At 60.6% G+C, this 22,379-nt stretch carries 22 protein-coding genes; 15 read left to right on the top strand and 7 right to left on the bottom strand.

From position 1 onward, the window contains the following. Positions 1–134: 134 nt before the first annotated feature. Together ACR0DO_RS00840 and ACR0DO_RS00835 are read left to right on the top strand one after the other, a co-directional pair. Entirely contained in the window at positions 135–1,244 is a 1,110-nt protein-coding gene (locus ACR0DO_RS00840) for a DUF6456 domain-containing protein (RefSeq protein WP_480556186.1), read from the top strand. A gap of 44 nt (positions 1,245–1,288) precedes the next feature. Further along, positions 1,289–2,212 (top strand): LysR substrate-binding domain-containing protein, encoded by a 924-nt coding sequence (locus tag ACR0DO_RS00835; protein ID WP_480556185.1) that lies wholly within the window; start codon positions 1,289–1,291, stop codon positions 2,210–2,212. 52 nt (positions 2,213–2,264) lie between these two features. Here ACR0DO_RS00835 and ACR0DO_RS00830 read toward each other — a convergent pair whose 3' ends face one another. Continuing rightward, entirely contained in the window at positions 2,265–2,813 is a 549-nt protein-coding gene (locus tag ACR0DO_RS00830) for a peroxiredoxin (protein WP_170442379.1), read from the bottom strand. A gap of 264 nt (positions 2,814–3,077) precedes the next feature. Between ACR0DO_RS00830 and lipA the strand changes: the two genes are divergently transcribed. Both lipA and ACR0DO_RS00820 read left to right on the top strand, forming a co-directional pair. After that, positions 3,078–4,028 carry a lipoyl synthase gene (gene lipA, locus ACR0DO_RS00825; protein ID WP_480556184.1) on the top strand — a complete coding sequence of 317 codons (951 nt, stop codon included), beginning with the start codon at positions 3,078–3,080 and terminating at the stop codon, positions 4,026–4,028. After that, entirely contained in the window at positions 4,025–5,182 is a 1,158-nt protein-coding gene (locus ACR0DO_RS00820; RefSeq protein WP_480556183.1) for an amidohydrolase, read from the top strand. The genes lipA and ACR0DO_RS00820 overlap by 4 nt, the downstream gene beginning before the upstream one ends. Here ACR0DO_RS00820 and hpt read toward each other — a convergent pair. Next, complete coding sequence (gene hpt / locus ACR0DO_RS00815) at positions 5,169–5,711, bottom strand: hypoxanthine phosphoribosyltransferase (RefSeq protein ID WP_170442387.1); 543 nt, start codon at positions 5,709–5,711, stop codon at positions 5,169–5,171. The genes ACR0DO_RS00820 and hpt overlap by 14 nt on opposite strands. Positions 5,712–5,783: 72 nt before the next feature. Between hpt and ACR0DO_RS00810 the strand changes: the two genes are divergently transcribed. Further along, positions 5,784–6,230 carry a type II toxin-antitoxin system RatA family toxin gene (locus tag ACR0DO_RS00810; RefSeq protein WP_480556182.1) on the top strand — a complete coding sequence of 149 codons (447 nt, stop codon included), beginning with the start codon at positions 5,784–5,786 and terminating at the stop codon, positions 6,228–6,230. Between the two features lie 37 nt (positions 6,231–6,267). Then, positions 6,268–7,563 (top strand): MmgE/PrpD family protein, encoded by a 1,296-nt coding sequence (locus ACR0DO_RS00805; protein ID WP_480556181.1) that lies wholly within the window; start codon positions 6,268–6,270, stop codon positions 7,561–7,563. Here the strand turns inward: ACR0DO_RS00805 and pyrC are convergent. After that, positions 7,560–8,597: a dihydroorotase gene (gene pyrC, locus ACR0DO_RS00800; RefSeq protein ID WP_480556180.1), complete on the bottom strand. Its 1,038-nt coding sequence runs from the start codon at positions 8,595–8,597 to the stop codon at positions 7,560–7,562. The two genes, ACR0DO_RS00805 and pyrC, sit on opposite strands and share 4 nt — an antisense overlap. A 122-nt stretch (positions 8,598–8,719) precedes the next feature. Between pyrC and ACR0DO_RS00795 the strand changes: the two genes are divergently transcribed. Both ACR0DO_RS00795 and ACR0DO_RS00790 read left to right on the top strand, forming a co-directional pair. Next, positions 8,720–9,628 carry an AAA family ATPase gene (locus ACR0DO_RS00795; RefSeq protein WP_480556179.1) on the top strand — a complete coding sequence of 303 codons (909 nt, stop codon included), beginning with the start codon at positions 8,720–8,722 and terminating at the stop codon, positions 9,626–9,628. A 58-nt stretch (positions 9,629–9,686) separates the two neighbouring features. After that, on the top strand, positions 9,687–10,943 hold the full coding sequence (locus tag ACR0DO_RS00790) for a vWA domain-containing protein (protein WP_480556178.1): 1,257 nt from the start codon (positions 9,687–9,689) through the stop codon (positions 10,941–10,943). On the opposite strand, the gene ACR0DO_RS00785 is transcribed toward ACR0DO_RS00790, so the two are convergent. Next, positions 10,944–11,447 carry a hypothetical protein gene (locus ACR0DO_RS00785; protein ID WP_480556177.1) on the bottom strand — a complete coding sequence of 168 codons (504 nt, stop codon included), beginning with the start codon at positions 11,445–11,447 and terminating at the stop codon, positions 10,944–10,946. Positions 11,448–11,681: 234 nt separating this feature from the next. Between ACR0DO_RS00785 and ACR0DO_RS00780 the strand changes: the two genes are divergently transcribed. The 5 genes from ACR0DO_RS00780 (at position 11,682) to ACR0DO_RS00760 (ending at position 17,571) form a co-directional block, all read left to right on the top strand. Continuing rightward, a complete protein-coding gene (locus ACR0DO_RS00780; RefSeq protein WP_480556176.1) occupies positions 11,682–12,650 on the top strand; it encodes an XdhC family protein in 969 nt (322 codons plus the stop codon). Continuing rightward, positions 12,647–13,645, top strand: a complete 999-nt coding sequence (locus tag ACR0DO_RS00775) for a molybdopterin-binding protein (protein WP_480556175.1) — start codon at positions 12,647–12,649, stop codon at positions 13,643–13,645. Before ACR0DO_RS00780 ends, ACR0DO_RS00775 begins: the two co-directional genes overlap by 4 nt. 139 nt (positions 13,646–13,784) lie before the next feature. Beyond that, on the top strand, positions 13,785–14,270 hold the full coding sequence (locus tag ACR0DO_RS00770; protein ID WP_480556174.1) for a (2Fe-2S)-binding protein: 486 nt from the start codon (positions 13,785–13,787) through the stop codon (positions 14,268–14,270). Positions 14,271–14,324: 54 nt separating this feature from the next. Beyond that, the gene (locus tag ACR0DO_RS00765; protein WP_480556173.1) at positions 14,325–16,685 is read left to right on the top strand and encodes a xanthine dehydrogenase family protein molybdopterin-binding subunit; all 2,361 of its coding nucleotides are present in this window, start codon (positions 14,325–14,327) and stop codon (positions 16,683–16,685) included. Positions 16,686–16,779: 94 nt separating this feature from the next. Then, positions 16,780–17,571: an FAD binding domain-containing protein gene (locus tag ACR0DO_RS00760; protein ID WP_170442420.1), complete on the top strand. Its 792-nt coding sequence runs from the start codon at positions 16,780–16,782 to the stop codon at positions 17,569–17,571. 43 nt (positions 17,572–17,614) lie between these two features. On the opposite strand, the gene ACR0DO_RS00755 is transcribed toward ACR0DO_RS00760, so the two are convergent. Beyond that, positions 17,615–18,514 carry a MurR/RpiR family transcriptional regulator gene (locus tag ACR0DO_RS00755; protein WP_480556172.1) on the bottom strand — a complete coding sequence of 300 codons (900 nt, stop codon included), beginning with the start codon at positions 18,512–18,514 and terminating at the stop codon, positions 17,615–17,617. An 87-nt stretch (positions 18,515–18,601) separates the two neighbouring features. Here ACR0DO_RS00755 and ACR0DO_RS00750 point away from each other — a divergent pair, with 87 nt between their 5' ends. After that, positions 18,602–19,381: a beta-keto acid cleavage family enzyme gene (locus ACR0DO_RS00750; RefSeq protein WP_480556171.1), complete on the top strand. Its 780-nt coding sequence runs from the start codon at positions 18,602–18,604 to the stop codon at positions 19,379–19,381. After that, positions 19,378–20,694, top strand: a complete 1,317-nt coding sequence (locus tag ACR0DO_RS00745) for an aspartate aminotransferase family protein (protein ID WP_480556170.1) — start codon at positions 19,378–19,380, stop codon at positions 20,692–20,694. Before ACR0DO_RS00750 ends, ACR0DO_RS00745 begins: the two co-directional genes overlap by 4 nt. A gap of 63 nt (positions 20,695–20,757) precedes the next feature. Here the strand turns inward: ACR0DO_RS00745 and infC are convergent, their stop codons facing one another. Then, entirely contained in the window at positions 20,758–21,219 is a 462-nt protein-coding gene (gene infC, locus ACR0DO_RS00740) for a translation initiation factor IF-3 (protein ID WP_480442666.1), read from the bottom strand. Between the two features lie 246 nt (positions 21,220–21,465). Beyond that, positions 21,466–22,299 carry a ferredoxin--NADP reductase gene (locus ACR0DO_RS00735; protein WP_170442956.1) on the bottom strand — a complete coding sequence of 278 codons (834 nt, stop codon included), beginning with the start codon at positions 22,297–22,299 and terminating at the stop codon, positions 21,466–21,468. Positions 22,300–22,379 lie beyond the last annotated feature (80 nt).

The following is a 22,379-nucleotide window of genomic DNA, read 5'->3' as shown; positions in this document are numbered from 1 at the left end:
TTTTTGAATCAAATCTGGTTCTTGTCCACGTGGGTTAACGAACGAGTAACGAAAGCAACCCTAGTTAGAATTGGTTAACGAACTCATCGGGGGCGATTGAGAACAGACTGGTGTTTCGACGAGGGCAAGGAACTATGGAAAACAACATGGCTTTCACCATTCCGGCTTGGGTACCTGAGGGGGCGCAGAGATATCTTGCCCACACAGAGACCGGCCAGTCGATCCGCGATATCGCGCGATCCGCGGGGTGCCATGCTTCGACCATTCTCAGACAGATCAGACGGATCGAAATGCGGCGGGACGATCCTTTGGTGGATGCTGCGCTGCAATCGCTGGCCGAGACGCATTTTGCCGATCCGGAAGCCGGCGCAGGCGACACGTTTGCAGCGACGCAAGAGGACACCGCAGCCGCCAGGGACGAGGAATTCAACCGTGAAGCCCTGCGTATTCTCCGGCGGTTGTGTGAAACGGGATCGGTTCTGGCGGTGGCCGAGGAAATGGACAAGGCGGTTGTGGTCCGCGACACCGGCGACACCGGGGCCACCAGAACCGCCGTGGTTGAGTGCAGGATCGCGCAGGCACTGGCCCTGAAGGACTGGATTTCCTGTGACAATCCGGGCCGGATATCGCGTTATCGCATTTCGTCCGCGGGCCGGACCGCGCTGAGCCGTCTGATTGCCGAGGCCGAAAACAAGGCACGTGAACGCAGTGAATTTGGCATGGCCGAAGCACCCGCTTCTTTCCAGGCTCAAATGGCGCCAGGGCAGGGCGCGGCTGCAAAACTCGACCGGCCAAGGCGCATTCGTTATAGCGCGGCGGAAAGTCCCCTGATTGCTTTAGCACGTAGACGGGATCGGGATGGCAAACCGTTTCTGGATGAATCGCTGGTGGCAGCGGGCGAACGTCTGCGTGAGGATTTTGAATTAGCGCAAATCGGTCCGCAGGTCGCGCAGAACTGGGATCATTTCCTGACCGCCGGAGGGCGCGGCAGTTTCAAAAGCGAGGCCCATGGCGGGCGGGGTTCGTCCGACGCGCGGGATCGTGTGGAACATGCCTTGTCGGATCTCGGGCCGGGGCTGAGTGACGTGGCGCTGCGCTGCTGCTGTTATCTTGAGGGGCTGGAGCTGGCTGAAAAACGCATGGGCTGGTCGGCGCGGTCGGGCAAGATCGTGCTGCGGATCGCGCTGCAGCGACTCAAGCGGCATTACGAATGCCAGTCAGAGCGCAATCGTATGATCGGGTGATATGTTTTGGTTGCGCTTGTGCAGTCAAGTGATAGTCACAGGTTATGAATTTCACTCTCAGACAATTGCAGTATTTCAGCGCCGTCGCCGAACAGCGAAATTTCGGTCGGGCGGCGCAGACCTGCCATGTGTCTCAGCCCGCCTTGTCGGTGCAGATCAAGGCGTTGGAGGAAAGTCTGGGCGGCCCGCTGTTTGAACGGCAGGCCCGCGACATCCTGCTGACTCCGTTGGGGCGCGACGTGCTGGACCATGCGCGTCAGGTTCTGGGGGCCGCCGACAGGCTGGATCAATTCGCCAGGGACCGGTCCGGCGGGCATAGGTCGCTGGCGATTGGCATCATTCCGACGATTGCGCCGTATCTGCTGCCTGGCGTATTGGCCGGATTGCGTGCCTCGGACGTGTCGCTGCGCGTGCAGGTGCGCGAAGCCAGAACCGAGCGCCTGCTGACCATGCTGCGTGCCGGGGAAATCGACGCTGGTGTCATGGCCCTGCCGGTTGGTGGAAGTGAACTTTTCGAGCTGCCCTTGTTCCAGGATCGGTTCCTTCTGGCCGGAAGCACGGCGCGTCTGCAGGGGATGGCAACAAATCCCGAGGCCCTGCGACCGCTGGACCTGCAAACCGCACAATTGATGTTGTTGGATGATGGCCACTGCCTGACGGATCAGGCGCTTGATGTCTGCGGGCAAGACCGCAGCAGCGGGCTGATCAATATGGGTGCGTCCTCACTGGCAACCCTGTCGCGACTGGTTGCCGAAGGCTTTGGTCTGACCCTGATGCCCGAGCTTGCCGCGCGGTCGGAATCCGAGGCTGTGCCCGGGTTGAAACTGATGCGCTTCAGCACGCCTCAACCGGCGCGGACCGTTGGCTTGGTGCGGCGTGCGTCGACAGGAGGAGAGGACTGGTTCGACGGGCTGGCCCAGGTCATCCAACGGGTTGGTGAAGAAATCGTAACTGCCACCCGCTCCTGAAAACGAAAAGACCCGCCGATGGCGGGTCTTTTGTATTGGATCGCTGAAAAGCTCAGGCCAGAGCCGGTTCTTTGGCTTCGTCCAGGTGCTTTTTCAGGTTTTCCGGCGAGGACACGCCATAGGGATCTTCGGGGCAGTTGTCCATCAGGCCGGGCTCTTCGAACCATGCCTCGACCACGCCGTTGTTGACGATGGCAGCATAGCGCCACGAGCGCATGCCAAAGCCCAGATTGTCCTTGTCGACCAGCATACCCATTTTGCGTGTGAACTCACCCGAGCCATCCGGGATGACCTTGACGTTTTTCAGGCCTTGATCCTGCGCCCATTTGTTCATGACAAAGCTGTCATTCACCGACATGCAGTAAATCTCGTCGATGCCTTTTTCCTTGAATTCGGCATAGCCGTTTTCAAAACCGGGCAGCTGGTAGGTCGAACAGGTGGGGGTGAACGCACCGGGCAGCGAGAACAGGATCACCCGTTTGCCGGCAAAGTAATCTGCGGTGGTCTTGTCTTCCCAACGGAACGGGTTGGGGCCTTCGACGGCCTCGTCACGGACGCGGGTGTGAAAGGTTACGTCGGGCAGGTTGGTACCGGATTTCATGCTCAATTTCCTGTGATTCATCTGTGAACTGTCGAAGATTTAAAACAGTTCTAAATTGGCTTCAACGCCATTGTTGCGGCAAGTGCGAATTCTGGCGAATGCTGCAAAGCACGCTGTTTTCAATGGAATTCTACCGCGATTTGCCCGGTGATTTTCTGCAAATGCATAGTGCGCTGTTATGGCAGCTATGCACGGGTGGCGTAGCTAAGCGCTGCAGTTTATATTATGTCGAAGCAAAGTGACCCAAAGTCAGGAAAGCCGACCGTGCGTGATCTGAAGATCCCCGAACAACGTCATCCCGAAAAGGCGCATCGCCAAGACAATGCGCAGCCGAAAAAACCCAAGTGGATTCGGGTGAGGGCCCCAGGTGGGAAAGGGTATGCCGATACCCACAAAATCATGCGCGAGAACAACCTCGTGACGGTCTGTGAAGAGGCCGGGTGCCCGAATGTCGGCGAATGCTGGAGCCAGGGCCACGCCACCATGATGATCATGGGCGAAATCTGTACCCGTGGCTGCACATTCTGCAACATCGCGACCGGTCGCCCTGACGATCTGGACGCGTTCGAACCCGGTCGGGTGGCGCATGCGGTGCAGAAGCTGGGGCTGAACCACGTGGTCATTACCTCGGTGGACCGGGACGACCTGACGGATGGTGGGGCAGAACACTTCGCGCAGACCATCCGTGCGGTGCGTCATCGCTCGCCGAAGACGACGATCGAAATTCTGACGCCTGACTTCCTGAAATGTGATCCTTCGGTTCTGGAAGTTGTGGTCGAGGCAAAACCGGACGTATTCAACCACAACCTTGAAACCGTTCCGGGCCTCTATCCCGAAGTGCGCCCCGGTGCGCGCTATTTCCATTCGCTGCGGCTGTTGCAGCGGGTAAAGGAAATGGACCCGTCGATCTTTACCAAATCCGGCATCATGGTCGGCTTGGGAGAGGACGAGCAACAGGTCCGGCAAGTCATGGACGATATGCGCGCCGCCGACATCGATTTCCTGACCATCGGCCAGTATCTGCAGCCGACGCCAAAGCACCATGGCGTGGATCGTTTTGTCACGCCCGAGGAGTTCGCGTCGTACGAAAAGGCCGCTTTTGGCAAGGGATTCCTGATGGTATCTGCGACGCCTCTGACCCGGTCGTCCTATCACGCCGGGGATGACTTTGCCCGCCTGCGCGATGCCCGTCAGAAAAAGCTGGAGCAAGGGTGACCCCCGACACACTTGCTCGGCTGACCTGGCTGCGCCACGAATTGCATCAATACCCCGAGATTTCCGGGCAGGAGGAACAAACCGCTGCCCGGATTGCGGATGAACTGCGCGCCCGAGGTGCTGATCAGGTGCTGACAGGTATCGGCGGACATGGTGTGGCGGGCGTTTTCGACAGCGGTCAGGCCGGACCAACGGTTGCCATTCGGTGCGAGTTGGACGGGTTGCCGATACAGGAAATCTCTGACGCGGATTATGCCTCGCGTGTTCCGGGTAAGGGGCATCTGTGTGGGCATGATGGCCATATGACGATGGTTCTGGGCGTGGCCGAGCATCTGGCCCAAACGCGCCCGGAAACGGGCCGCGTGGTTTTGATTTTCCAACCGGCCGAGGAAACCGGGCAGGGGGCCATCGCCTTTCGGGCCGACCCAACGTTTGCCGAAATCGCGCCCGACTATGTGTTTGCGCTGCATAACCTACCGGGCGTGGCGCAGGGGGATGTGTTGCTGTGCGAAGGGCCTGCCAATTGTGCTTCGCGTGGTATGAAGATCGTTCTGACCGGCAAGACTTCTCACGCGGCTGCGCCTCAGGATGGGATTTCACCGGCTGAGGCGCTGGCCACTCTGATGCCGCAACTGGCGGAGATGGGGAAGGGTGGGCCTCTGGATGCCGAGTTTGCCCTGACGACCGTGACCCATGCCAGTCTGGGCGAACCGACTTTTGGCGTGGCCCCCGGCCGGGCCGAGCTTTGGGTGACCCTGCGCACCGTCGCTGACGCACGGATGCAGGACCTGATGAACGAGGCCGAGGCGCTGGTGGTGCGGATTGCCTCGGATCAAGGGCTGGGGTGCGAAATCGTTTATGAAGACGTGTTCGAGGCCTGCGTAAACGCGCCCGAGGCCGTTGATGTTCTCAGCCGATCTTGCAACGAAATGGGGGTGCCCTGCACCTTGACACCCAGCCCGCAAAAGTTCTCGGAAGATTTCGGACAGTTCGGCAAGGGCGCCAAATCTGCGATGTTCTGGCTTGGCTCGGGCGTGGATCACCCGCAACTGCACAACCCCGATTACGATTTCCCGGATGCGCTGATCCCGGTGGGAACCGGGGTTTTCCTTGCTGCGATTCAGCAGGTGCTGGGGCCGCTTAGCCCTCGGTAAAGCGGACCTTGCCAATGAATGGCAGGTTGCGATTGCGCTGCGCGTAGTCGATTCCGTAACCCACGACGAATTCATCCGGTATTTCGAAGCCAATCCAATCGGAGCGGAAATCAACCTCGCGCCGGCTGGGTTTGTCCAGCAGGGCGATGGATCTCAGCCGCGCGGGTTTGCGACTGCGCAGCAGGTTGGTCACGTGGTTCAGCGTGTGACCGGTATCGACGATATCCTCGACGACCAGAACGTCGCGGCCTTCAATTGCGCCGCGCAAGTCCTTGAGAATGCGAACTTCCCGGCTGCTTTCCATCGAATCCCCATAAGAAGAGGCTTCAAGAAAATCCACCTCGATCGGCAGGTCCAGTTCCCGCACCAGATCAGCAATGAAGACGAAACTGCCGCGCAGCAGGCCAACAACAACCAGCTTGTCAGTATTGCCGAACTCGGCGGTGATCTCACGGCACAGTTCCTCGATCCGGGCGGCGATGGCCTTGGCCGAGATCATCTCATCTATCACATATGCGCGGTCGCTCATCGCTGCCCCCTTGATCTTTGGCGCGCAACATACGAAATCACGCGCCATTGTCACCTGTTAATACCGGACGCCATGCCTACCCATTCGGAAACCCGCCACCTGCCGTATACGGCGCAACAGATGTACGATCTGATTGCGGATGTGGCGAAATACCCCGAGTTTTTGCCCTGGTGTGCCGCCGCCCGCATCCGACGGACCTATGCCGCCGGTGAGGCGCAGGTGATGGAGGCGGATCTGGTCATCTCGTTCAAGGTGTTCCGTGAAAGGTTCGGCAGCCGGGTGACGCTGTTCCCCGACCAGATGAAGATCGACACTGAATACCTGGACGGCCCCTTCAAATACATGAAGTCCGACTGGCAGTTCGCGGACGCGCCCGATGGCGGGTGCAACGTGTCCTTCCATGTGGATTTCGAATTCAAGAACGCCATCCTGCAGGGCATCATTGGCGTCGTATTCAACGAAGCCATGCACCGGATCGTTCAGGCCTTCGAAGCTCGTGCGGCGGATTTGTACCACTAGGTCTTTACCCGCAAACGGCGCACGCTAGACTGCGCCCATGAGCGATTTTTCCACTTCTTTGGCTGCGTTCGCGGCAGGTCCTGTCGAGACGACTTTGCAGACACGGGTCGTTACCTCTCTGTCCGTTCTGGACTGGGTTGCCGTGGGGCGCGCCGGGGCTGCTGAGACGGTCTCAAAAACCGTGCGTGACCTCGTGTTGGGCGAGGAGGGCGCTGCACAGGCGCATTTGTTCGGCGGCGGAGCGGCCCCAATGCGCGGAGCGGCCTTGGTCAACGGTACAGTGTCCCACGCGCTGGATTACGACGACACGCATTTCGCCCATATCGGCCACCCATCGGTTGCTGTTTTACCCGCCGTTCTGGCGGTGACCGAATGGGATGATCGCATTCTCGTTGATTTCCTCGAGGCCGCGCTGGTGGGGATGGAGGTTTCGATCCGCATGGGTCTGTGGCTGGGCCGCGACCACTATCAGGCCGGATTCCATCAGACTGCGACAGCAGGCGCGTTTGGTGCAGCCGTTGCAGCGGGCCGCATCCTGGGCTTTGAGGTTGCACAAATGCGTAAGGTGCTTGGTCTGACGGCGACCCGTGCCGCAGGCCTTAAGGCGCAGTTTGGCACGATGGGAAAACCTTATAACGCTGGTCTTGCGGCCTCGGCCGGTGTTGAAGCCGCCTTGCTGGTCGCAAAAGGCTTTGAACCCAACACGGATGCGTTGGAGGGGCCGTACGGCTTTGGCGCGACGCATAGCGGTAAGGGGGATGCCCCAACCGCTTTGGACGGGTTGGGCGAGGAATGGCTGTTCGAGAGCATCAGCCACAAGTTCCACGCTTGCTGTCACGGCCTGCACGCCGCACTTGAGGCCGCGCGCGATCTGGACATTGCTGAACCCGAAGTGGCCGAGATCAAGGTCAAGACCCATCCGCGCTGGATGAGCGTATGCAACCAGATATCTCCGACCACCGGTCTGGGGGCGAAGTTTTCGTACCGGACGGTGATTGCCATGCAGGCGCTTGGCTATGACACGGCGCTGCCCGCCAGCTACTCGGATAAAACCTGCGCTGACCCACGCCTGAAGTCCTTGCGGGATCGGGTGTCGGTCGAAGCGGATGAAACGCTGTCAGAAACGCAGGCGCATCTGACCTTGTTGCGCCGCGACGGTGCACGGCTTGAGGCAACCCATGATCTGTTGGCGCCGATGAGCTTAGCAGACCGCGAAGACCGTGTGCGCGGCAAGGCCGCCAAGCTTATCGGAAGCGAAGAGGCGGACGCGATCTGGTCGATGCTGCGCACCGGTGGCCGCGCCCGCGATCTGGCAAAAAGACTGGCGGGTTAGACCACGCGCCAGTGCAGCGGGAAGCCCGGATCAAAGACGGTTACAGGACCGTCGCCGGATTCAATCTTGCCGGGGTAGACGACGGGCTCACCCTTGGTCAGGGTGATGGTGTCCTCGTTGACCGGCAAGCGGTAGAAGGCAGGCCCGTTCAGCGAAACAAACCCTTCCAACTTGTCCAGAGTGCCTTCGCGTTCGAACATCTCGGCCACCAGAGACATGGTGTTTGTCGCCGTGAAGCACCCGGCGCAGCCACAGGCCATTTCCTTGTTCGCATCTGTATGCGGTGCGCTGTCGGTGCCCAGGAAAAACCGCGCATCGCCCGAGGTCGCAGCGGCCAGCAACGCCAGCCGGTGCTCTTCCCGCTTGGCGACGGGCAGGCAGTAGTAGTGGGGCTTGATGCCACCCACCAGAATGTGGTTGCGGTTGATGATCAGATGGTGCGCGGTGATGGTTGCGCCCAGATCGGTATCGTTGGCTTTCACATAGTCCACGCCGTTGGCGGTGGTGATATGCTCCATCACCACGCGCAGGCCCGGGGTGGCCTTGCGGATCGGGTCCAGAACACGGTCGATGAACACGGCCTCACGGTCAAAGATGTCGATTTCTGCATCGGTAACTTCACCGTGGACGCACATGGGCAGACCGATCTCGGCCATCTTCTCAAGCACCGGACGCACCTTGTCGAAGTCCCGCACGCCCGAGGCCGAGTTTGTCGTGGCCCCCGCCGGATACAGCTTCACCGCCTTGACCAGCCCGCTGGCATGGGCCGCGGCCACATCGTCCGCATCGGTGTCCTCGGTCAGGTACAGGGTCATCAGCGGCTCGAACGTCATGCCTTCGGGCAGGGCGGCCATGATGCGGTCGCGATAAGCGGCGGCCTGATCGCCGCGCACGACCGGTGGTACAAGATTGGGCATGATGATCGCGCGGGCAAAATGGCGCGCGGTTTCGGGCAGGACGGCCTGCAACATCGCGCCATCGCGCAGGTGCAGGTGCCAGTCGTCGGGGCGGCGGATCGTGATGCTATCGGTCATGGCGCCTCCGCTATCATACAGGCCGCGCGCGGGAAAGGCCTTGTCAACGCGCCGCTTGGAAAGACCATGGCCTTGACGCGCGCGCGCCGCCGTGACCTGTTGTGCCGAGGGAGAGACATGACATGATGCAACCAAATTCCATCGACGCCGTTCAGAACATGCTGGGCGCGCAGGGCTATGTCTGCGGCCGGGCACTGGCCACGGTTGTGTTCCTGTCGCTGAAACTGGGCCGTCCGCTGTTTCTGGAAGGCGAGGCCGGGGTGGGCAAGACCGAGATCGCCAAGGCGCTGGCGGCAGGCCTGAACCGGCGCCTGATCCGGTTGCAATGTTACGAGGGGTTGGATGCTTCGTCCGCCGTCTACGAATGGAACTTCCCGGCGCAGATGGTGGCAATCCGAACCGCCGAGGCATCGGGCGGTGCGGATCGTGGCGCGTTGCAAGATGAGCTGTTCTCGGACGAGTACCTGATCGAACGCCCTCTGCTGCAGGCGATGCGCCCGGATGAAAATGGCGCCCCGGTCCTGCTGATCGACGAACTGGACCGCACCGACGAACCATTCGAGGCCTTTCTGCTTGAGGCGCTCAGCGATTTTCAGGTCACCATCCCTGAACTGGGCACCGTGAAAGCTCCGGAACCGCCCATCGTCATCCTCACCTCGAACCGCACGCGCGAGGTGCATGACGCGCTGAAGCGCCGCTGTCTTTATCACTGGGTCGATTACCCCGATTTCGACCGCGAAATCGAAATCCTGCACGCCCGCGCCCCCGAGGCCGCCGAGGCGCTCAGCCGTGAGATAGTAGCCTTTGTCCAGCATCTGCGCACCGAGGACCTGTTCAAGAGACCCGGCGTGGCCGAGACCATCGACTGGGCCAAATGCCTGCTGGCACTGGATGTGATCAACCTCAGCCCCGAGGTGATCGGCGACACGCTGGGCGCGATCCTGAAGTACCAGGACGACATCCAGAAACTGCAGGGGTCAGAGGCGAAACGGATTCTGGACGAGGCCAAAGCCACGTTGGAACCGGCCTGATGCTTCATCTTTTCCCAAATACTCCGGGAGTATGGGGGCAGCGCCCCCATGACGCCTGATGGCAGAACAACTCCTCCTCGATATTCCCGACAACCCGAAACTGGCGCAGAACATCACCCATTTCGCGCGGGCCTTGCGCAAGGCCGGATTGCCGATTGGAACGGGGCGGGTGGTCGACGCGATCCGCGCCGTGCAGGCGGCCGGGTTCACGGCAAAGCAGGATTTCTACTGGACCCTGCACGCCTGTTTCGTCAGCCGGCCTGAGCATCGGGCGGTGTTCGCACAGGTTTTTCGCCTGTACTGGCGCGACCCGCGTTACATGGAACACATGATGGCCATGATGCTGCCCGCCATCCGTGGCGTGCAGGAGGAACGCAAGGCCGATCCGGCCGAAAAACGCGCGGCCGAAGCGCTGCTGGACGGCGTTGAACGCGACTTGTCCGAGGCGGTCGAGCAGGAAGAAGAGACCGAGCTGGAGATCGACGCCTCGAAAACCGCGTCCTCCGAGGAACGGCTGCGCAGTCTGGATTTCGAACAGATGAGCACGAGCGAGATCGCACAGGCCAAACGTATGCTGGCGCGGTTGACGTTGCCGGTGAAACCCATCGACTCCCGGCGGGGTCAAGCCAGCCATATCGGCAATCGCATCGACCGCGCCCGCACCTTGCGCGCTGCGATGCGCCACGGTGGAGAGCTGCGCAATATCGCGCGCCTGAAGCCCAAACCGCGCTGGCCGAACCTTGTGGTGCTGTGCGACATCTCGGGATCGATGAGCCAGTACAGCCGGATCATCCTGCATTTCCTGCACTCGGTTTCGAACGCCAAAGGCGCCGGTTGGGCCAGGGTCCATGCCTTCACTTTCGGCACACGGCTGACCAATATCACCCGCCACCTGCAGCAGCGCGACGTGGATGCCGCGCTGGCCGCTGCCGGGGCCGAGGCGCAGGACTGGGAAGGCGGTACGCGGATCGGAGAATGCCTGCACGCGTTCAACCGTGACTGGTCGCGCCGAGTCATGGGGCAGGGGGCGGTGGTGTTGCTGATCTCGGACGGGTTGGACCGTGGTAACCCCGAGGCATTGGGAAAGGAAATGGACCGGCTGCATTTGTCTGCACGCCGTCTGATCTGGCTCAACCCGCTGCTGCGCTGGGATGGGTTCGCTCCCAAGGCGCGGGGGGTCGCTGCGATGCTGCCGCATGTGGACAGCTTCCGCGCGGGGCACTCGATTGCGTCGCTGGAGGACCTTGCCGCCGTCATCTCACAACCCGACGACGTCGGTGAGAAAGCGCGGCTGATGACCGCGCTTTCGGGGTGATTAGCCGCCCACCTGTTCTTCGTTGCACTTCCGCGCCATTTCCATGGCCTTGTAGGTGCCGGTCAGATCGACGGTGAAGGCAAATTCTTTCTCGGGGAACACGACCATGACCTTCTGCTTGGCGATATCCTCGGCGAACTGAGGGTCATCGGACAGAACATATCCGCCGGAATACCCTTTGGTGATATTGCCCTTCATACCGGTGGCCTCACCCAGATAGATGTTGTCTCCCAGCAGGATGGCCACGGCTTCTTTCTCGCCGCGCTTGATGTCGGTCTTGGCCTTGGTGAACACACCCACATAGCCGACGCTACGGTCTTCGGTCAGCCCCATCTGAACCACGTTTTCCGAGTCATCTACCGCTTCGATCAGGCAGGATTTTTTCTCCTCATCGATGAAGATTTTCCATCCCTCGACTTCACCGTAACGCAGGAAAGTATCCGCGCTGACCGCAGTCGACGCCAGCAGACCGATTGCCATTCCGAGTGTAAAAATGCGTTTCAACTCTCTGTCTCCTTTGTGAAAAATTAATATGCGCATACTGGAATGCACCAGCCGCGCGTGTAGGCTAGAATCAGGCCTGCTGACAATCAATCCTTTGCGTAAACCGAGGGTTCCTGGGCTTTATCGTGCCGAAGGTCCGATAAATTGGAACCCAGCAACACCTCGCGGGGCATGGGTTCCTTTTCATCGCGTCAAACCTGCCTATGTTGGGGCTGAACACTCCGGGAGGGTGCAATGGACAGATTCGACAACAGCCCCGAAACGGCCCTGCGCTGGTACAGAGACGGAAGACCTGTCGCATTGGCCACGGTGGTCGAGACCTGGGGCAGTGCGCCGCGGCGTGTGGGCGCTCAATTGGTCATCGCCGGGGACGGTCGTATCGAAGGGTCTGTCTCGGGCGGCTGTGTCGAAGGCGCGGTCGTCGTCGAGGCGCTGGAAGCGATCGACGAGGGCGAGGCGCGGCTGTTGGAATTCGGCGTCAGCGACGAGGATGCCTTTGCCGTCGGGTTGGCCTGTGGCGGAACCATCCGTGTGTTGGTCGAACCGGTGGGCAAGGTGCTGCCCGAACCGATGCTGCGCGAACTGGTCGACGCCCGCGCTCGGCGTGAACCCCTGGCCTATGAGGTGAATATCGAAACCGGTCATCGCGCTCTGCGGCGCAACGCCTATGCGAACCGGCTGCGTATGGATCGGTCGGGGTTCGAGGAAGACGGTCAGACCTTTGTGGCGGTGCATAACCCGCCGTTGCGGCTGATCATCGTTGGCGCGGTACATATCGCGCAGGCATTGGTGCCGATGGCGCGGATCGCCGGGTACGATTCGGCCATCATCGATCCACGCGATGCTTTTGCCTCGAGCGCGCGCTTTCCCGGTGAAACGATCCTGACCGACTGGCCGGACGAGGCGGTTGCCAAGCTGGGGATGGATGCGCGGACGGCCGTGGTGCTGCTGACCCATGACCCCAAGCTGGATGATCCGGCGCTGCAATCTGCGCTTCGGGCAGGGGTGTTCTATATCGGCGCTCTGGGCTCGACCCGGACCCATGCCAAACGGGTGGTGCGGATGAAAGAGGCCGGTTTCACCGACGCACAGATCGCGGGTATCCACGGCCCGATTGGTTTGGACATCGGCGCCGCAGACCCGTCGGAAATCGCGGTGTCCATACTGGCGCAAATGACAGCCGTCTTGCGGGGCAAAGCGTGAAGTTCGGCCCCATTCCCGTCGATCAGGCTGCCGGAGCAATCCTGGCTCATTCCGTTAAGGTCGGTGATACAAAACTGCGCAAGGGCCTTCTGTTGACCACCGAGCACCAGACGGCATTGGCCGCAGCCGGACATAGTTCAGTCACGGTCGCCCAACTGGATCCCGGAGACTGTCACGAAGACAAAGCGGCCGGGAGGCTGGCCGACGCACTGGTCCCCGATCCCAGCGCTGCAGCGTTGCGGGTGACACAACCATTCACCGGCCGGGTGAACCTGTTGGCAGATGGGCCGGGGGTTGCGGTTCTGGATGTCGCGGCGCTCGAGGCGTTCAATCAGGTCAACCCGATGATCACCGTGGCCACTGTACCGCAATACCAGCAGATGAGCGCGGGCGGCATGGTTGCGACGATCAAGGTGATTTCCTACGCCGTTCCGGGCGGAGACGTTCTTGAGGTGTCGCGACTGGCGAAGGGTGCGATCCGTCTCGCCACGCCGGTCTACCGAAACGCCGGGCTGGTGGTAACCGACATTCCCGGCGGGCCACCGAACGAGAAAGGCATTGCTGCGATTCAGGGGCGGGTGGAGGCCCTTGGGTTGGAACTGGCCGATATCCGCATTGTCCCGCACCAGACAGAGGCGCTGTCGAGGGCCATCATGGAAGCGCAGGGCGATGTTGTGATGATCCTGACCGGCTCGGCCACCTCGGATGTGTCCGACGTGGCGCCTCAGGCACTCCGTGCCGCAGGCGGGCAGGTGGACCGTTTCGGAATGCCGGTCGATCCGGGGAACCTGCTGTTTCTGGGGGGGCTCGGCGAACGCCCGGTGATCGGGTTGCCGGGATGTGCGCGGTCTCCGGCGTTGAACGGGGCGGATTGGGTCCTGTCGCGGGTCGCCTGCGGGATCGCGACGACCGGCGCGGATATTGCGGCGATGGGCGTTGGCGGGCTGCTCAAGGAAATCCCGACACGACCGCAGCCGCGTGCGTCGCGGCGATAATTTGCCTTTTCAAGACCGCGCTTTACCTATGATGACTGCCCAAGTGACTGACCAAAACAGTCGCTAAATATTTTTGTTCTCAAACAAAAATTCCCGTGTTTAACTCGGCGCAGGGAGAGTTTCATTTTGGGAGGAACATATGACACAGGTCTCAATGACCGTGAACGGTAAATCCGTGAGCGGTGATGTCGAGGGCCGGACGTTGCTGTCCAGCTTTCTGCGTGATCACCTGTCGCTGACCGGGACCCATGTAGGCTGCGATACTGCGCAATGCGGCGCCTGTGTGGTCCACGTGAACGGTGAGGCAGTCAAATCCTGCAATATGCTGGCGCTCGAGGCTGATGGGGCCGAGGTCGGCACGATCGAAGGTCAGGCAAACGCCGATGGCTCGTTGAACGACATCCAGCAGGCCTTTCAGGATCATCACGGTCTGCAATGCGGGTTCTGCACGCCGGGCATGGTGATGAGCGCTGCGGCGCTGTTGAAAGACAACCCGCGCCCGTCTGAGGCTGAGATACGGAAGTATCTGGAAGGCAACCTGTGTCGTTGCACCGGCTATCACAACATCGTCAAGGCGATCATGGCCGCATCCGGTCAGGACGTTTCCAACATCGCTGCCGAATAAGGCGGCGGGCGAGAATTTTCGACGAAAATTCTTTTCCAGGGAGGAGAACAAGCAATGCCCAAAGACAGTGGCATCGGAGCCAGTTCCAAGCGGCGCGAGGACGTGCGCTTTCTGACCGGAGCAGGCAATTACACCGACGACATCAACGTGGCCGGACAGGCCTATGTGCATTTTCTGCGGTCCGACATCGCGCATGGCCGGATCAAATCCGTGGACATTTCGGCCGCCGAGGGTATGCCGGGCGTGGTCAAGGTGTTCACCGGCAAGGACTTCGAAGGCGTGGGCGGGATGCCCTGCGGCTGGGAGGTGACCGACAAGCACGGCGCGCCGATGCAGGAACCGCCGCACCCGATCCTGGCCCAAGGCAAGGTGCGCCATGTGGGCGACCCCATCGCAGCCGTTGTGGCCGATAGCCTCGAGCAGGCCCGCGATGCGGCCGAGGCGATTGACGTCGACATCGAAGAACTGCCCGCAGTGATCGATATGAAGGCTGCCGCGCAAGAGGGCGCGACGCTGGTCCATGACGATCTGAAGAACAACATCTGCTATGACTGGCAGCTGGGCGAGGCCGACGACGCCAAGGTCAATGAGGTCTTCGCCAATGCGGCCCATGTGACCACGCTGGATCTGGTGAACAACCGCCTGGTCGCCAACCCGATGGAGCCGCGCGTGGCCGTGGGTGAGTATAAGCGTGGGACGGATGAGTACACGCTCTATACCACCTCGCAGAACCCGCATGTGATCCGCCTGCTGATGTGCGCCTTTGTGCTGGGCCTGCCCGAGCACAAGGTCCGCGTGGTGGCCCCGGATGTGGGCGGCGGTTTTGGCACCAAGATTTTCCACTATGCGGAAGAGGCGTTCTGTACCTTCGCTGCCAAGGCCTGCAATCGGCCGGTGAAGTGGACCTCCAGCCGGTCCGAGGCGTTCATGTCGGATGCCCATGGCCGCGACCATGTCAGCAAAATCGAACTGGCGCTGGATGCGGACAACAACTTCATCGGTCTGCGGACCAATACCTTTGCCAATCTGGGAGCGTATCTGTCGACCTTCTCCAGTTCCGTGCCCACATGGCTGCACGGCACGCTGATGGCAGGCAACTACAAGACGCCGGTCATTCAGGTGAATGTGAAGGCGATGTTCACCAACACGGTGCCGGTGGATGCCTATCGCGGCGCGGGCCGCCCCGAGGCGACGTTCCAGTTGGAACGCGTGGTGGACAAGGCCGCGCGCGAGCTGGGGGTCGATCCGATTGCCCTGCGCCGTCAGAACTTTGTCACCCAGTTCCCCTATGACACGCCAGTGGCGCTGACCTATGACACCGGGGACTACAACGGGACCATGGACAAGCTGGAGGCTGCCGCCGATCTGGCCGGTTTTGCCGCCCGCCGGGCGCAGAGCGAGGCCAAGGGCAAGCTGCGCGGTCTGGGCATCAACTGCTATATCGAGGCCTGTGGCATTGCTCCGTCGAACATCGTTGGCATGCTGGGGGCTCGGGCGGGTCTTTATGATGCGGCTACCGTGCGGGTGAATGCCACCGGCTCGATCAGCGTCATGGTCGGAGCGCACAGCCATGGGCAGGGGCATGAAACTGCCTTCCCGCAGGTTGTGGCCGACATGATCGGCATCGATGAATCGATGGTCGAGATCGTGCATGGCGATACCTCGAAGATCCCGTTTGGCATGGGGACATATGGCTCGCGCTCGCTGGCGGTCTGCGGTTCTGCCATGGTCAAGGCCACTGAGAAGGTGATCGACAAGGCCAAGAAGATCGCCGCCCATCTGCTGGAAGCGTCCGAGGCGGATATCGAGCTGAAGGATGGCCAGTTCAGCGTTGCGGGCACCGACAAGTCGGTGGCTTGGGGCGACGTGACCCTGACGGCTTATGTGCCGCACAACTTCCCGCTGGAAGTTGAACCCGGGCTGGAGGAGACCGCGTTTTACGACCCGGCCAACTTTACCTTCCCCGCTGGCGCTTATGCCTGTGAGGTCGAGGTCGACCCCGAGACCGGTCAGGTCAGCATCGAGGCCTTCACGGCCGCCGATGACTTTGGCAATATCGTCAATCCGATGATCGTGGATGGTCAGGTGCATGGCGGTATCGGTCAGGGCATTGGGCAGGCGCTGCTTGAGAACTGTGCCTATGACGAGAACGGACAGCTACTGAGCGCCTCTTACATGGACTACGCCATGCCGCGCGCGGACGATGTGCCGTTTTATGGCGTCGATCATTCCAGCCAGACGCCGTGCACGCACAACCCGCTGGGTGTGAAGGGCTGTGGTGAGGCCGGGGCGATCGGGTCTCCGCCAGCGGTGGTCAATGCCGTGTTGGATGCGCTGAATTCGGGTGGCAAGGCGATCGATCACATCGACATGCCGGTAAGCCCGTCGCGCGTCTGGGCGGCGATGAACAGCTGAGGGGTTGGGGTGCGAGGGGCCAGCCCCTCGCGCTCCCCGGAGTATTTCCAAAAAGATGAAGGGCAGCGGAGTGCCTTTCGGAAAGGAAGACGAAATGTATAATTTCGAGTTTGAGAAACCCTCGACCATTGCTGATGCGGTCGCTGCATTGGGGGCCGAGGATGCGCAGGCGTTGGGGGGTGGGCAGACCCTGATCCCGACGCTGAAACAGCGGCTGGCGGCACCATCCAAGCTGGTGTCGGTGAGCGGGATTGCCGAGATGAAGGGTGTCTGCGTTGAAGATGACGGCTCGGTGGCTGTTGGCGGGGCGACCACCCATGCCTCGGTCGCGTCCGAGGCCGCGGGCAGCTATCCGGCCCTTGCTGCGTTAGCGGGCCAGATCGGTGATCCGGCAGTGCGTAACCGCGGAACTATTGGCGGGTCGATTGCGAATAACGATCCGGCGGCCTGTTATCCCGCTGCTGTTTTGGGATCGGGCGCGACAATCGTTACCAATGCGCGGCAGATCGCGGCCGACGACTTCTTTGAGGGTATGTTCACCACCGCGCTGGACGAGGGTGAGATTGTCACCTCAGTCCGGTTTCCGGTGCCGCAGGCGGCGAGTTATCAGAAGTTCCTGCAACCAGCCTCGCGGTTTGCTCTGGTGGGTGTTTACGTCGCGCGGTTTGCCGATGGCGTACGTGTCGCTGTAACGGGTGCAAGCGAAGACGGTGTGTTCCGTTGGTCCGAGGCCGAGGAGGCACTGAACAAAGAGTTCCGTGCGGATGCGTTGACGGATTTGCGTATCAACCCGGCCAACATGATCGCCGATTTGCATGGCAGCAAGGAATATCGTGCGCATCTGGTCGGCGTCATGACCAAACGGGCTGTCGAAGCCTGCATGTAAGACGCAGTGAATGAGCAAAGCCCCGGTTAAAGGCCGGGGCTTTTTACGTGCGGCGCAGTCTTGGTGGTTTGGCAGGTTGCCAATAGGCTCCGGTGTCCTCGCGCGCTTTTTGATAGGCTTCGATCCGCTGGCGGGCCGCGTCGCCTCCGGCATCGAAGAGGTGGCCCAACAGGCATTCCAGCACCGCCATTGCTCCGGTGAAACAGGAAAACGGGTACAGGGCGCGGGTGCTGACGGTGAAGGCGATGTCGGGCTCGACCCCGGGGGCGATCACGTCGCTGTCCGAGATCAGGATCAGGCGCAGCCCTCTTTGTTTCGCGAACCGCATCGATTGGATGGTGTCTGCGGAATAGGGGTGGACGGTGACGGCGACCAGACAATCGTTTTGGTCGGCATCCAGCAGGTCATCGGCGGCGGACCCGATATGGCGCGGCACCAGTTGGATTCCCGGATGTGCCATTCGGCCCGTATAGGAAAAGTAATAGGCCAGCGCGTAGCTTGCGCGCGTCGCCGTGACGAAACACCTGCGGGATGCCTTGATGTGCCGGACCGCCTCGCGCGTCTTTTCGGGTTTCATCAGGCGTAAGGATCGGGCGACGACATTCTGTTCGTTCTGCGCCAGTTTGGCCTGCGTGTTGCTGAAGGCGTCTTGGGTTTGCAGGGTGGTTAACCAATCCTGCCCCAATTCGCCTTCACGGTCTGTGACCAAGGCGTTGCGGAAAGGGGCGCGGAAGGCTTCGAAACTGTCAAAACCCATGCGTTGCGCAAGCCGGACCAGAACATTCGAGCTGACGCCGATCTTGGTCGCCGTAGTACGGATCGGGTCCAGCCCGAAATCTCCGGGATGGTCGATGACGTACTTAGCGGCGGCTTGCAGGGCGGAAGGCATTTGCCCGATATCATGACGCAAGCGGTCGGTGATCTGGTTTGGCGTGTTTTCCATCAGTGCAGAAAAACAAATGTTATGAAAATAACAAGTAAAAAACGCCGCGCGCTGGATTAGATGGCAAATGCTACCCGAGGTATGAGCATGTCAGACACGCAAATAAAACCCGAAAATGCCCGTCGTCCCTATGTGCTCGTCGCTCCGAATGGTGCGCGGCGGGGGCGCTCGGATCATCCGGAATTGCCCGTTTCCATTGATCAGATTGTTGAGACCGCGCGTACTTGTTTTGGAGCTGGTGCGCATGGGCTGCATTTGCACATTCGGGACATGCGGGGGCAGCACTCTCTGGACGCCGGTCATTATCTGGAAACGATGGCTGAACTGCGCCGGGTTGTTCCGGAGATGGACGTTCAGATCACGACCGAGGCTGCGGGCTTGTTCGATGTGCCTACCCAGTTGGCCTGTCTGGAGCGGGTGCGGCCCGGTTGGGCCTCGGTGTCCGTGCGGGAAATTGCGCGGGCGCCCGAACTGGCCCCGCGTGTCTATGGGCTGTGCGTCGAGCAGGGAACGCGGGTGCAGCATATTCTCTACGATGCCGAAGACGCCGCGCTGCTGGTGCAGTGGCTCGAAGCCGGGGTTGTGCGGGACGGTCAGGTGGACCGTCTTTTGGTTCTGGGGCGGTATACGTCCGGTCAGCAATCCTCGCCGCAGGATCTGGACCAGTTTCCCCAAGCCGCGTCGCCCTGGATGGTTTGCGCTTTTGGCGCGCAGGAACATGCGTGTCTGGCGCACGCGGCCCGGCACGGCGGAGACGTTCGGGTGGGCTTTGAAAACAGCCTGACCGATCAGGACGGAAACCTTTGGAAAGACAATGCCGCGTCGGTGACGGCGCTTGTTGCCATGTTGGAAAGGGCAGTCGAATGAGTCACGTATTTCCACGCCACACGAAATCGGACCTGCCGGTCGCTGCGGGCGGAGACGGGTGCTATCTGATCGACGCACAGGGTCGCCGGTATCTGGATTGCGGTGACGCTGCCGTGTCCTGTCTGGGCCACTCCGATCCGGCGGTGATCCGGGCCGTGCAGGAGCAGGTGGAAAAGATCGCTTTTGCCCACACTGGTTTTATGACCTCGGAACCGGCCGAGGCGCTGGCGGATTTGCTGGTTGAAAAGGCGCCGGGCGATCTGGATCGTGTGTATTTCGTTTCGGGCGGGTCCGAGGCGACCGAGGCGGCGATCAAATTGGCGCGGCAGTATTATCTGGAGATCGGCCAGCCCGAGCGGCGGCATGTGATTGCCCGGCGGCAAAGTTATCATGGCAATACTCTGGGTGCTTTGTCGGCCGGAGGGAACGCGTGGCGACGTGCGCAATTTGCGCCGATGCTGATCGACATGACTCATATAGCGCCGTGCTATGAATACGCGGAAAAGCCAGACAATGAGAGCAGCCATGACTACGGTCAGCGGGTGGCCAATGAATTGGAGGCTGAAATCCTGCGGCTGGGTCCCGAGACCGTGATGGCCTTTATGGCGGAACCGGTCGTCGGAGCGACTTTGGGTGCCGTGCCTGCGGTCGAGGGGTATTTCAAGCGCATCCGTGAAATCTGCGACCAGTATGGCGTGCTGCTGATTCTGGATGAGGTGATGTGTGGCATGGGTCGGACTGGTCATCTGTTTGCCTGCGATCATGACGAGGTGGCGCCGGATATCCTGTGCGTCGCCAAAGGGTTGGGGGCCGGCTATCAGCCGATCGGAGCGATGATGTGCACCGGCAGGATTTACGATGCGATCCGCGATGGGTCCGGATTTTTTCAGCACGGTCACACTTATATTGGCCACCCGGTCGCGACTGCGGCGGCACTGGCCGTTGTCCGCGAACTGACCGGGCGTGATTTGCCTGCGAGGGCGGGCGTCATGGGCGACACGCTGCAATCGGCGCTTGAGGCTGCATTGGGACAACATCCCAATGTCGGGGACATTCGGGGCCGTGGTTTGTTCCGGGGTATTGAACTGGTCGCTGATCGCAACACCAAAACGCCGCTCGACCCTGCGCTCGGAGTGGCGGGTAAGATCAAAAAGGCCGCTTTGGCCGAAGGTCTGATCTGTTATCCGATGTCCGGCACTCGCGATGGGCGGAAGGGCGATCATATCCTTCTGGCACCACCGTTCATCATCGAAGAGGCGCAGATTGACGAGTTGGTCGGAAAGCTGAGCAAAGCGATATCAGCGGTGATCTGACGGTCCGAAAAAGAAAAGCCCCCTCGCATGAGGGGGCCTTGAAACTTGGGTCGGATTACAACCTTATTTCTGCGGCAGAGGCCCAATCATCATGATCATCTGACGGCCTTCCATCTTGGGCATGTTCTCGATCTTACCCAGATCCTTGACGTCTTCGGCTACACGTTCCAGCAGCTCGCGGCCCAGATTTTGGTGCGCCATCTCACGACCACGGAAGCGCAGGGTAACTTTGACCTTGTCACCGTTTTCCAAAAACTTGAACACGTTCCGCATTTTGACGTCATAGTCATGGGTGTCGGTGTTGGGCCGGAACTTGACCTCTTTCACCTCGATGACTTTTTGCTTCTTGCGGGCTTCGCTTTCGCGTTTCTGCTGTTCATATTTGAACTTGCCGAAGTCCATGATCTTGCAGACCGGCGGGTTCGCGTTGGGCGAAATCTCAACCAGATCAAGGCCGGCATCGGCCGCAAGTTGCATGGCTTTGGCGGGATGAACCACCCCGACATTGTCACCATCAGCGCCAATCAGGCGAATTTCGGGGGCACGGATCTTTTCATTGACGCGCGGGCCAGTGTCTCGTTGCGGCGGCGCGTTGTGAGGTCTGCGGGCTATGGGTTCATTCCTTTGATGATTGCAGAATTTCGAGCCCGGAATTTAGACTGCTGCGCGTCCTGATTCAAGCGCCAACCTTGCCGAATGGGCTGAATAAATCAGGTTTAACAGCAGGTTTATGCGCGGGCCACGACCATTGCAGCGGCCCGCGCGATTGGATCAGCCGACAAAGGCCTTTTCAATCACGAATTCCTTGGGCTCGGAATTGGCACCTTCGCGCAGGCCGAACTCTTCAAGGATGGCCTTGATGTCCAGGTTGAAGGCCAGCGAACCGCAAACCATGGCGCGGTCGGTTTCTGGCTGGATACCGCCCTCGATGCCCAGGTCAGCAAATACGGTGCCGTCTTTCAGCAGGTTGGTGATACGGCCCATCTTGGGGCTCTCTTCGCGGGTCGTTGTCGGGTAGTAGCGGATCTTGTCCGCAAAACCTTCGCCAATCAGCTCGGCCAGCATTTCGTCCTGACGGATGCTTTCGATCAACTGACGGCCATATTCCAACTCTGCTACTTCGCGGCAGGTATGGGTGATGATGACCTCGTCGTAGTCCTCATAGGTTTGCGGCTCGCGCAGCAGCGAGGCGAAGGGCGCAAAGCCGGTGCCGGTGGCAAAGAACCACAGGCGTTTGCCGGGCAGCAGAGCGTCGTGGACCAGCGTGCCAACGGGTTTGGGTCGCAGGATGATCTGGTCACCCGCCTTGATGTGCTGCAGTTTCGAGGTCAGCGGACCGTCCTGCACCTTGATCGAATAGAACTCCAGCTCTTCGTCCCATGACGGCGAGGCGATCGAATAGGCGCGCAGCAGGGGTTTGCCGTTGTCGCCCAACAGGCCGATCATCACGAACTCGCCCGAGCGGAACCGCAGCGAGGCAGGGCGCGACACCTTGAACGAGAACAGGCTGTCGGTCCAGTGTTTCACTTCTTTGACGGTCTGCGCGTCCGGCAGAACGGGGGCCTTCACGGCGGTTGCTTCGGTCACGGGCTTCATCTCTGTCATCGTTTCACTGTCGGTGAGGTAAACCGACATCTCCGTTTAATCTTTGATCCAAGTCAGGAAAAGGGGGCAGTTGCCCCCAC

This window comes from Ruegeria sp. AM9 (assembly GCF_056540565.1).
This window is presented reverse-complemented; position numbering and strand designations above follow the sequence as displayed.